The following is a 12,021-nucleotide window of genomic DNA, read 5'->3' as shown; positions in this document are numbered from 1 at the left end:
GGCACACGGTGAGGGAGAAGGGGGCGGACGACGGCATGGGCATGGGAAACGGCCGCGCATCGGCGGCGGCCGGGACCAGCGCAGGCGCTGACTCCATGACGGCCGGGTCCATCGCGGCCGAGGACGGGCAGGCCCTGGCCGCCGCCGTCCAGGCCGTACTCGCCCGCGTCGACGCCCACGCCCGCCGCGCCACCACCAACGGCTCCCGCCCAGGTGCCTCCCGGCCCGGCGACACCCGCCACGATGCCGCTGGGCCCGGCGCCGTTCGCCCCGATGCCACGGGCTCTGGCACCGCCCGCACAGGCGCCGTTGGCCCGAGTGCCGTGCGCCCCGGCCCCTCCGGCGCGGCCGCATCCGGTGCCGCCACCACCCCTGGCGAGCCCATCGCTCCGGCCGACGACGGCCAACGCCACGACGGCCATTCGTCCCAAGGACCCACATCCCCAACGACGACCGCGGCCGCCCCCCAACCGGACCCGTCGGCCGAGCCCGAGCCCGAGCCCGAGCCCGAGCCCGCGCCCGCGGCCTCGGGCGGGGTCTCGGCCAGCCCCACCCCGAAGGCGATCCCCGGCCCCGCCACGCTCGACGCGCTCGTGGCCTGTTTCGGCCTCAGCGCCTTTGAGCGCCAGCTCGTTCTGCTGGTGGCGGGCGCCGAGTTGGACTCCACCGCCGCGGCGCGGTGTGCCGCCGCCAGCGGCGACCCGACCCGTGCGTACCCCACCTTCTCGCTCGCCCTCGCCGCGCTCGACGAGCCGCACTGGAGCGCGCTCACCCCCGTGTCCCCGCTCCGCCGCTGGCGGCTCATAGACCTCGACGACGAGACCCGGCTCACCACTTCACGCCTCCGCATCGACGAGCGCATCCTGCACTTCCTGGCCGGATCGCCCTACCTCGACGCCCGGCTGCACGGGCTGCTGCGCCGTGCGCGGCCGCCGCGAGCCCTGCCCCCCTCGTACGACCGGGCGGCGGACCGGGTGGCCGCGGGCTGGAACGAGTCCCGCCCGGAGGCCCCGCTGCGCGTGGAGCTCGTCGGCGGGGACCTGACCACCCGTACCGACATCGCCGCCGCGGCCGCCCGCCGCACCGGGCTCGCCCTGTACGTCATGGCCTCGGACGACGTCCCCACCGACGCGGCAGAACGCGATCGCCTGGCCCGCCTCTGGCAGCGCGAGGCCGTACTGCTGCCCGCGGCGCTCCTGCTGGAGGTCGGTGAGATGGACCGGGAGCAGACCGCCGCCACCGACGCGTTCATCGACGGCGCCGCCGTGCCCCTCGTCGTCTCCAGCGAGAACCCGCGCCGGACCGGTCGCCCGCGCGGCGAGCGCGTCACCGTGCCCGGGCTGGACGACAGCGAACAACTCGCCCTCTGGGCGGACGCCCTCGCCGGGATCCCGCGGATCGAGGAGGCCCATCTGCGGTCGCTGGTCGCCCAGTTCCAGCTGCCGCCGCACATCATCCGCTCCGCGGCCGCCGCCGTACGCCGTGACCTCCCCGACGCCGATATGGACGTGCTGGACCCCACCGAACTCGCCTGGCGCGCCGGGCTCGTCGAGGCGCGCATCGGCCTGGACGAGCTGGGCCGGCGGATCGAACCCGAGGCCGCCTGGGACGACCTGGTGCTCGCCGACCACCAGGCGCGGATCCTGCGCGAGATCGTCGCCCACGTACGGCAGCGCGCCACCGTCCACCAGGAGTGGGGCTTCGCCGCGACACTCCGCCGCGGCCTGGGCGTCACCGCCCTCTTCGCGGGCGGCTCCGGCACCGGCAAGACCCTCGCCGCCGAGGTGATGGCCAAGGAGCTGGGCCTGGACCTCTTCGTCATCGACCTCTCCCAGGTGGTCAGCAAATACATCGGCGAGACCGAGAAGAACCTGCGCAAGGTCTTCGACGCCGCCGAGCGCGGTGGCGCGCTGCTGCTCTTCGATGAGGCGGACGCGCTGTTCGGCAAGCGCAGCGAGGTCAAGGACAGCCACGACCGGTACGCCAATCTGGAGGTCAGCTATCTGCTGATGCGGATGGAGGCGTACCGGGGCCTGGCCATCCTCACCACCAATATGAAGAAGGCCCTCGACCCGGCCTTCATGCGCCGGATCCGCTTCGTCGTGGACTTCCCCTTCCCCGGCGAGAGCGAGCGCGCCGAGATCTGGCGCCGGGTGCTCCCCGCCCGTGCGCCGATGAAGGACATCGACCCCGGTCGTCTCGCCCAACTCACCGTGGCGGGCGGCTCGATCCGCAACATCGCGCTCTCCGGCGCCTTCCTCGCCGCCGAGGAGGGCGACCGCCTCCAGATGCGCCACATGCTGGCGGCGGCGCGCACCGAATACCAGAAGCTGGACCGTTCGCTCACACCCTCGGAGGTCACCGGATGGGTCTGAACGACCGGATGGGCCTGAACGACCGGATGGGTCCGAACGAACGGACGGGCCCGAACGAGCGGCCGAGCGCGATCCAGGTGGACATCGGCGAGCTGACGCTGACCGGCTTCGGCGCCGGGCTCGACCCGGACCGGGTCTCGGCGGCGTTCCAGGCCGAGCTGTCCCGGCTGGTACGGGAGCGCGGCGTACCGCTGGCGGCGACCGGGGAGGGCGCGGCGATCGAGGCCCTGTCCGGCCTGCCCCCGCTCCCCGCCACCACCTCCCCGGCCCGGCTGGGCGAGGCCCTGGCCCGGGCCGTGCACGCGGGCCTGTCCGGAAGGGGGCGGGAGGTGGCATGAGCAACGCACCGTCCACCACCCAGGACGACCGCGCGTCCCAGTCCGCCAAGCGCCGCAAGCGCAAGGAGCGCACCGCCAAGTCCCGCGCCCCCGAGCCCAAGGACATCGTCAGCGGCGCCGGACAGCCCCTCGACCCGAGCGTACGGCGCGACCTCGAAGAGCGACTCGGCCACGACCTCGGCCAGGTCCGCCTGCACACCGACCGCGACGCGGGCCATCTCACCGAACTGCTGGGCGCGGACGCGGTGGCGGTCGGCCAGGACATCTTCTTCCGCGAGAACACCTACCGCCCCGGCACGACGGAGGGCCAACGCCTCCTCGCCCACGAACTGCTCCACACCGTCCAGAACCCGCACGGCCTCGGCACCCTGCGTGCGGGCCGCGACCTGGGCGCGGTGAGCCTGCCGCAGCAGGCCGTCGAACGCGAGGCGGAGGGCGCGGCCCAGGAACTCGTACGTGGCGGGCAACCGGAGACGCACGTGGAACCGGAGCGGTCCGCGACCCCGGGCTGGCTCCGCTACGCCACGGTCGACGCCGATCGCAACCGCGTGGAGAAGCTCGACCCGGCGACCCTGGTCGACCGCCTCGCCAACAGCGTCGTCCGCTCCCTCCGCGGCGACCCGGAGGACCGCTCGAAGCGCACCCGTATGCAACTGGCGCGGATGCCGGACGAGGTGCGGGACGCCGTCCTCGACCGCCTCGAGACCAGGCTCCTCAGCTCGGAGCACGAGCGGGTGCTGGACTTCGTCGACGAGGTCGAGGCGGACGACAACCTGGAGCGGGAGTCGCTGGCCGCCCCGGACGTCGAGCCGGACCCGGTCGAGGAGCTGCTGCTCGAGCGCGAGACGCGGCGGCGGAGGGCGGAGGAGCGCCACGAGGAGGAGCAGCGGCCGGGGCCCGCACCGGGTCCGGAGAAGGATGGGCCCGCGGGGGAGGGCGTGCCGGGCAGTACGCCGCAGAACCGCGGGGGCACGTCCGAGAAGGAGGGCCAGGGCGGGAGCCAGGAGCAGAAGCGGGGCGCCAACGCGGGACGTGAGGGCGGAAGTTCCGCGTCGGGCGGGAAGTCCGGCGGTTCGGCCTCGGCGGATGCCTCTCAGTCCCGACAACCGTCCGGGGGAGGGCAGCAGGTCGGCGAGAAGAAGGCCGAGAGCTCCGAGAAGGGCAAGGGAGGCAAGGAGGACAGGGAAGGAAAGGACGGGGCGGGGAAGGAAGGGCGGGAGCAGCAGGGCGTCGCGACGCCGAGCAAGGAGGAGTCGGCGGCCAGGAACCGTCCGGGCGCGGTCGATTCGCTCGTGGCGGGTCAGCAGCTGAAGCAGCAGGACAAGCGGGCCACGGACAAGCCCACCGGTTCGCCGATGACGTCCGGCAAGGACACCCCGTCGCCCGGCGCGTTCTCCACGCTCGACGGCGTACGCGCCCAGGATCTCGACGGCCCGGAGGAGCGGGCCGAGGAGGATCCGTTCGGCTCCGGCAGTGAGTCGGAGGTCGAGGTCGGTGGCGAGGAGAAGAGCGCCTGGGACACCAAGCTCCAGCCGGAGGACTTCCTGCCCGCGCGGGACCTCGACGTGTCCGGCGTACCGACCGCGGACCAGCTCGACCCCGCCTCGTCCGCCGACGCCCCCGTCCCGTCCTTCCCCGCCCCTCCGCTGACCAAGGCCGACAAGGTACAGGCAGAACGGGACGCGGAGGACGCCGAGGACGCGGCGGAGGACGCCGAACCCGAGGAGGACGCCGCGGACTCGGCCGCCGACGCCGAGCCGTCGGCGGAGGCGGACGAGGACGTGGCGGCGGCGGGTGCCGGGCTCGGTGGTCTCGCCCTGGAGCAGGCCGCCGAGAGCCGGCCGGGACCGGCCGCGACACGCGACCCGAAGAGCGGCGCCGACCCCAAGGACGGGCCCGTCGTCGCTCAGACGACGGTGCAGGAGGCCGCGGGCAGGTCCGAGCACGGCAGCGAAGCCACGGAACAGGCCGCGAAGGAGGAGAAGGGCACACCCGCGGCGGGTGACGCGGCGGGCGGTGCGCAGGAGAAAGCGCATCAGCAGGCGGTGGGCGGTCAGGCGGCTCAGGAGCCCGCTGCCAAGGCGGAGCAGAAGCAGGCGGACGCGGCGCCGGCGGCCAAGAGCGAACCCGCCGCGGACGCCAAGTCCCCCTCACCCGCGCGGGACACCCAGGTCACGGGCGGGTCCAACGCGGATACGCCCGGCGGGGCGAGCAGTGGGGCGCGGAGCGGGCAGGGCGCACCGGCGGAGCGTACGGAGGCCCCGGCGGCGGAGTCGGCGCCGCCCGCACCGGAACCGAAGAAGTCCGCCGGGCCCGAGCAGCCCTCCGCGCCTGCGCCCTCGCCGCCGAAGGAGACGCCGGCGCCCAAGTCCGCGTCAGGAGCGAAGCCCACAGCGCCCAAGTCGGCACCGGCCCCCAAGGCACCGCGCGGCGGTGGTGGCGGGGCGGGTGGAGGCGGTGGCGGCGGCAAGGCATCCGCCCCCGCCAAGGGCAAGAAGAAGGACTCCGGACCGGCCCCGAACCTCTCCCAGGTGTCCCCGGAAGCGGGCCTGTCCACCGCCTCCAGGCTCAAGCCCCATGTGGCGCTGCAGGCCATGACCGGCGTAGGCGGCTCGGTGAACCGCACCGTGGGCGACGAACACAAGGCGCTCGCCGCCGCCCCGCCCTCGATGCAGCGCCCGGCGGGTGCCCCGCAGACCCTCCAGGGCAAGCCGAGGACCGACGCCCCGGCCCAGTACTCGCAGGATCCGGCGCAGAAGTCCGAGGCACCGGATAAGGAAGACGCCAAGGTCACGGGCGCCAAGGAGCCCGAGGGGCAGATCGAGGCGGAGAAGGCGGAGGAGCCCGGCGGCTGGGACACCTTCAAGATGGCCCTGGGCTTCGGCGTCGGCAAGCTCCTGAGCTGGGCCGGTTTCAAGGTGGACGCACAGGAGCTGGCCGCCAAGTTCGCCGGGCTGCCGACCAAGGACGAGGCGCTCAAACAGGCCCAGGCGGGCAACGCGCCGGGCGTACAGATGCAGGGCGCGGCCGATCAGACGGCCGGTGAGCAGGGCTCGGCCGTCGACGCCAAGGGCCAGGAAACCGTCGCCACGGGTCGAGACGACGCGGGCCGGGGGATGGGTGAGGACCAGGTCTACCCCGACGCTCCCAAGGAGCAGCTGGAGGCCAAGGTCCCCGGCCAGCAGGGTGGCGGGGGCGGCGGTGCGCCCAAGGGCGGTGCGACGACGGGCGCCGTTCCGCCCGAAGCGGCTTCGGAGGTGGCGGAGCACGAACGCGGACCGCAGTTCCAGGCCGCCTTCTCCGACGGCCAGAAGACCATGTCCGAGGGGCGGCAGACCAAGGACCGCGACTTCAGGAACGGTCAGCAGCGGCACAAGCAGCAGGTCGACGCGGAGACCGCGACCAACACCAAGAGTCAGGCGAGCGAGCGTCAGAAGGCGATGACGGAGGTCACCGCCAAGCGTGCGGACTGGCGTACGGAGCAGGACAAGGAGCTCCAGTCGCTCGGCGACAAGAAGACCGAGCGGCACGAGAAGATCCGCAAGGACGTCAAGGACAAGGAAGAGAAGACCGACAAGGACGTCGACAAGGAGAAGGACGACAGCGACAAGAAGATCCAGGACAAGGGCGACCAAGCCGAGCGGGATGCCGAGAAGAAGCGCGACGCGAGTGCCAATGAGTCGGGCAACTGGGTCACCAAGGCTTTCGACTGGATCAAAGACAAAGTCATCGAGATCAAGAACGCCATCGTCCGTGTCATCCGGGAGGCGCGTGACGCGGTCGTCGGTTTCATCAAGAACTTCAAGGAGACCGTCGAGCGCTGGATCAACGACGCCCGTAAGGCCATCGTTGACGCGATCAAGAACTTCGTCAACGACCTGATCGAGTTCGCCAAGGCGATGGTGCGGGCCGTCATCGACCTGGCGAAGCGCATCCGGAACTTCATCACGGGCCTGATCAACGCCGCGATCGCCCTGGTCAACAAGCTCGCCACCATGCTCAAGCGGGCCATCACCGACCTGCTGAACGCCCTCGGCAAGCTACTGAGCAGCATCTTGGACGTCCTGAAGAAGATGCTGCTGGACGTGGTCAAGGCCGTCGTGGACGCGGTCAAGGCGGTCCTGGACTTCGCCGCCAAGCTTTTGGGTGCGCTCGGCGACTTCATGCTCATCGCGGTCGACTTCCTCACCGACCCCGGCGGCTGGCTGAGCGGTGCGAAGAACTCGGCGGTGGACGGTGCGAAGAACCACCTGTTCCGCGAGGTGAAGTCGGCCGTCAAGGAGTGGTTCCAGTCCAAGATCCAGGAGATCATCGGGGTCCCCAAGGCCATCCTGGAGAAGCTGTTCAAGGGCGGCTTCACGCTGGAGCAGATCGTCAAGGAGACGTGGGACGCGATCGTCCCGCAACTCCCCTTCATCATCGGCGAGATCGTCATCACGAAGGTCATCGCCAAGCTGATCCCCGGGGCGGGCTGGGTGATGGCCGTCATCGACGCCATCCGCACGGCCATCGGCTCGCTCGGCGCGATCCTGCGCGCGATGGGCGCGGTCCTCGACTGGCTGAAGCTCGTCCGCATGGGAGGCGCGGGCCTCCTCTTCGCGAAGGCGGTCGCTGCGGGCATCGTGGCGCTCCTCGAACTGGCCTACCAGGCGCTGTTGTCGGGGATCGGCAAGTACGTCGCGAAGGTGGGCCGGCGCTTCAAGGCCATCGCGGCGAAGCTGGGCCGGGGCAAGGGCGGCAAGGGCGGAGCGGGCGGCAAGCGCGGCGGCGGCGCGGACGGGGAGGGCGCGGACGGTCGGGGCGGCAAGCCGGGCACCGAAGAGAAGCCGCAGGCGCCGACCGCACCGAAAACGACGACGCACCCGACGCCAACGGCCACGAAGCCGAAACCGGGTGCCGAACCGACGCCCAAGAAGCCCACAACGCAGCCGCACCCACAAACCAAACCCACCAGCCCCGAAACCCCCGGCAGGCCGAAGCCCACACGCGACGCCAAGACCCCAGCCCCCACGACGAAGGACAAGAACGGCAAGACCAAGCCCGAGGAAGACCGCCCGGACACCCGCCCAACCCCGACGGTAAAGCCCAAGCCCAAACCCGACAAGGACGACCCGAAGAAACCCAAGCCCGACAAGGACGGCGACAAGCCCACCAGGCCGAAGGAAGTCCACGGCAAGAAGCCCAAGCCGGATAGGAAGGACGACAAGCGGGGCAGGCCGAAGGGTCCCAAGGACAAGGAAGAAAGAAAGAATGATGAGGATTCGCAGGACTCAAAGAATGATCGCCTGCGTAAGATTGTTGCTCGAATCCGTCCCCCCGAAGAACGGCTGCTGCGGAACGGCGTAGACCAAGACAATCACCTGGGGGCGCTGGAGGCTATACGTCAGTGGTATCGCCTCACGGAGATCACTCGTAGTCACCCTCCGAACTTCGAGATCATTGCCAGGATCAATCCGACACGGAATGTGATCAGCGGTTGGCAAGGGCCGGAAGAAGGCTACGACGCCGACGGCTTTGATAGAGGTGACAAGACGGTCCCGAAAGATTGGCTTAAGAAGAGTCATCGGGATCCGAAGCTCCCTCCGGTGAATTCGCCGAAGTTCGGGGACGATAAGCTCGCCTCCAGTTTTACTTCCCAGTTCCTGAACCAAAAGTTCGCACTGGCCGAACAGGATCGAAACACCAGGCGCTCACCTGAACCGCTTGGTTTCCGGTATCTCAGTAAACTGACCAACCTGACGGACAGCGAACGCTGGGACCGCACTCACCTTCTGCCTTATGAACTTGGCGGCAACGTAAAGAACCAGAACCTCGTTCCAGCTCGCCACTACCAGAACATGAAGCTGAGGGTGACTGAAGGGCCGGCGGGACGCTGGATCGCCAAAGGCGGTCAGAGAATCGCCTGGTATCAGGTAGGTATCTCGTACCATCCGCGGCAGATAGATGCCAATGGTGATGCTGTGGAGGGTTTTCCCAACAGGCTGAACACAGCCTGGGGCAAGTATAAGCTCAAGCCGGATGCGACTGGCGAGAACCCGCTTCACTGGGACCGTCAACCCGCGTTGTCCCAGGTCTCGATATCCGATATGGAAAGACCTCCCACCGGCTCTGCTGGTCCCGTGTGCAAGGTCAATGACGAGCAGGACACGTACCGTCTCAAGCTAGCCCTCGGGGCGAACGATAGGCATATGCGAGTGATTCTTCTGCTACGAGCGCAGAAGCGATTCCAAAACGAAAACGAGATGATAGACCGCATCAAGGCGTACCAGCCGCGATTCAAATTGGACAAGGTGGAGCGTCACCTCGCGAGACTGAGGGGCCAGCGCCGGCTGAGGTTCAAAAGGTAGTGCGCCACCAGTCCCACCCCAGACCGAAGGTGAGCCAAAGATGAGCCCTCTTACGCGAAGCGAACAATCGCAGGTCGAATCGATCAGGGAGCTGACTCGGAGTGCGCTCTTCGAATCGGAATACGAAGAGGAGGACATGACCTTCCCGCTGGGTAGGTTCGACCCCTTGTCGGACACAAATCCGGAATGGGCGGGCGTCGTGCTCAGTGCCGAACTCAAGGAGTGTGCTCTGCGCTTTGCGTCTCTGTCCTGTGACTGGTCGTTCGCGAGCGCCGAGCGCGAGCTTTACGGGGAATTTTTCCTACGGCATGTGTATCTTGCTTTGATCGAGGATCCGCCACTCCCGAATGACCTGGCCCCCGAGAGCGAGCGGGCACTCCTTGCCAACCTACGGATGATCGACTCTGCTCCCAGGCGGGCGACCGGAGAGGCGGCATTCATTCGGATCGAGCCGCACAAGGAAAACTTGGAGATCTGGTATCAGGACAGGTGTCTGTTCGACGAGGAGCATAACACCCAGGGATTCCTCAAAATGGAGCTCAGCTACTGTGAGTATTTGAACACTTTGCGCCTGACCAAGGGCGCTTTTGGCTGGCAGATGCTCTTCGTGGAGTCGTCCATGCGTGGCAACGAGTTTCGTGCCCACGTGGAAAACCTCAAGAATATGCTCGATGTGTTCCCGTCTTCCTTTCCCGAGTATGACTACGCGCCACTGGTAAGCCGCCTGGAGGCCCGCCTGTGACCCGCTACCCCGACATCCCCAAACCCATCCGCTCCGGCATCGTCCTCGTAGACCCCGAGCGGGGGACACCACAACGCATCATCGTGTTGCAGTTCAACCCCGACACCCTGGAGCGGTCGTTGGCCCCCCAATCCGCCGGCGACCAAGCCGACAGCGGCGGAGGCGGCAGCGGAAGCGGAGACAAGAACGAGGCGCTCCGGCTCAAGGGGCCCGCCCAGGAGACGTGGAAGTTCACCGCGGAGATCGACGCGACCGATCAGTTCGAGGTGGCCGCGCCCGACGGGATACACCCGCAGCTCGCGACGCTCGAAATGCTCGTGCAGCCGACCACCGCCAAGTTGCGGGAGGCCATGCGGCTGTCCAAAAAGGGGACCATCGAGATCACCCCCATCGAGATGCCGCTGACCCTCTTCACCTGGGGGAGCAAGCGGGTCATGCCCGTACGGATAACGGAACTCTCGATCAACGAATCGGCGTTCGACGTCAACCTCAACCCCGTCCGCGCATCCCTCAGCATCGGGCTGAAGGTGCTCACCGTGAGCGATCTGCCCGCCGGTCACCGCGGGGCCGAGCTCTATCTCGCGCATCTCGCGCAGAAGGAGCGGCTCGCCGCGGCGGCGCGCGGTGGGGCGCTGAGCGCGTTGGGGTTGAACAGCGGGGACATCGGGCTGGGGAGGGTGTAGAAGCAGATGGCCGGGTCACAGCCGCAGCCGTACGAGAGCGCGCTCGACGCGATTCCGGGGTCGCACCCCTACCCCCGCTCCAGCCGCTACCACGACGCCGAGATCGGCATCCACACCCAACCCGACGGGACTCCCGTGCGGTATGCCAAGCGGCGGCTGTTGCCGCCACTCAGCGCAGACCCCGACGAAACGGGCACCCACACCGTCAGCAGCGGCGAGCGCCCCGACCACCTCGGCCGGCGCTACTTCGGCGACCCCGCCGCCTGGTGGCGGATCGCCGATGCCAACCCCGTCCTCGACCCCCGCGAGCTCACCGCCGAGCCCGGCGAGGAGATAGCGATACCGGACGGGCTCCGGGGCGGAGGCGGTGGGCGTCATGGCTGATGAGCCCGTCGGGCAGGGGCCCATCCACCTCGAATTACGGATGGGGCCCAAGCTCACCCGTCCCGTGCCACCGGAGGTCACCGAGGCGCTGCTGTCCGCCCAGATCACGGCCACCGCCGGCGAACGCGGCGGTTTCCAGATGGCGTTCGACCTCACCAAAAGGGGCGCGATCATCGATCGGCTGCTCCCCGAGGGGTTCTTCGACCCCCGCACCCGCGTCATCGTCACGGCCGCCGTCAAGGGCACCCCGATCGTCCTCCTCGACGGGCTCATCGTCCGCCACGAGGTGGGGGCCAGCAATCAGCCCGGCCAGACCACCCTCACCGTCACCGGCGAGGACCTCACCCTCCTGATGGACCTCGAGGAGCGGACCGACCGTTACCCCAACCTCTCGCCCTGGCAGCGCGTCACCCGCATCCTCACCAAATACACCGACTACGGCATCGAGGCCGACGTCGTCAAAGAGAAGATCCTCCAACCGCCCAACGCACAGCACCGCGTGGACTATCAGACCGGCACCGACCTCCAGTACGTCACCGATCTCGCGCAGGCCAACGGCTACGTCTTCTACCTCATCCCCGGGCCCTTCCCCGAGGTCTCCACCGCCTACTGGGGGCCCGAGAAGCGCATCGGCACGGCCCAGCACGCCCTCACCGTCAACATGGACGTCAACTCCACGGTCGACCAGTTGACGTTCGCCTACGACGGGACCGCCCGCGAGGAGCCCCAGGCCCGCTGGCAGGACCCCACCACCCGCACGTCCACGCTGCTCGCCCAGCCCGACATCAGCCCCCTCCGGCCGCCCCTCGGGAAGCGGGCCACCCCGGCCCTCAAGCGCAAGACGCTCTCCGGCACCGCCAAGAAGGACCGGGCGCAGGCCGAGGCCGAGGCCCTGGCTCGGGCCGCCACCACCGCCGACGCCATCTCCGGTTCCGGCTCGCTCGACGTCAACCGGCACGGGTACATCCTCCAGCCACGTCAGCTCGTCGGCGTCCGGGGCGCCGGGGTCACGTACGACGGCGAGTACTACGTCAAATCCGTCACCCACAACCTCCGGCCCGGCTCGTTCCAGCAGAACTTCACGCTCACCCGCGAAGGGCTCATCGCCCGGAGCGGCACAGTTCGCCCCTGAGCCGTAGAACAAAAGGGAAA

General features: G+C 69.2%; 7 protein-coding genes. All 7 read left to right on the top strand.

The window, feature by feature from the left end; translation table 11 throughout:
• Positions 1-8 precede the first annotated feature (8 nt).
• Positions 9-2,375 carry an ATP-binding protein gene (locus NP777_RS29545; RefSeq protein WP_256653216.1) on the top strand — a complete coding sequence of 789 codons (2,367 nt, stop codon included), beginning with the start codon at positions 9-11 and terminating at the stop codon, positions 2,373-2,375.
• Entirely contained in the window at positions 2,366-2,713 is a 348-nt protein-coding gene (locus NP777_RS29540; RefSeq protein ID WP_256653215.1) for a hypothetical protein, read from the top strand. Before NP777_RS29545 ends, NP777_RS29540 begins: the two co-directional genes overlap by 10 nt.
• A complete protein-coding gene (locus tag NP777_RS29535) occupies positions 2,710-9,060 on the top strand; it encodes an eCIS core domain-containing protein (protein WP_256653214.1) in 6,351 nt (2,116 codons plus the stop codon). The genes NP777_RS29540 and NP777_RS29535 overlap by 4 nt, the downstream gene beginning before the upstream one ends.
• Positions 9,061-9,196: 136 nt before the next feature.
• Complete coding sequence (locus NP777_RS29530) at positions 9,197-9,802, top strand: hypothetical protein (protein ID WP_256653213.1); 606 nt, start codon at positions 9,197-9,199, stop codon at positions 9,800-9,802.
• Complete coding sequence (locus NP777_RS29525; protein ID WP_256653212.1) at positions 9,799-10,485, top strand: hypothetical protein; 687 nt, start codon at positions 9,799-9,801, stop codon at positions 10,483-10,485. Before NP777_RS29530 ends, NP777_RS29525 begins: the two co-directional genes overlap by 4 nt.
• 6 nt (positions 10,486-10,491) lie before the next feature.
• Entirely contained in the window at positions 10,492-10,869 is a 378-nt protein-coding gene (locus NP777_RS29520) for a LysM peptidoglycan-binding domain-containing protein (RefSeq protein ID WP_256653211.1), read from the top strand.
• Complete coding sequence (locus NP777_RS29515) at positions 10,862-12,001, top strand: hypothetical protein (RefSeq protein WP_256653210.1); 1,140 nt, start codon at positions 10,862-10,864, stop codon at positions 11,999-12,001. The genes NP777_RS29520 and NP777_RS29515 overlap by 8 nt, the downstream gene beginning before the upstream one ends.
• Positions 12,002-12,021: the final 20 nt, after the last annotated feature.

The organism is Streptomyces rugosispiralis, from assembly GCF_024505145.1.
GTDB classification, from domain to species: domain Bacteria; phylum Actinomycetota; class Actinomycetes; order Streptomycetales; family Streptomycetaceae; genus Streptomyces; species Streptomyces rugosispiralis.
Note: the sequence above shows the minus strand (reverse complement) of the source record. Positions and strands in the feature narration are given on the sequence as shown.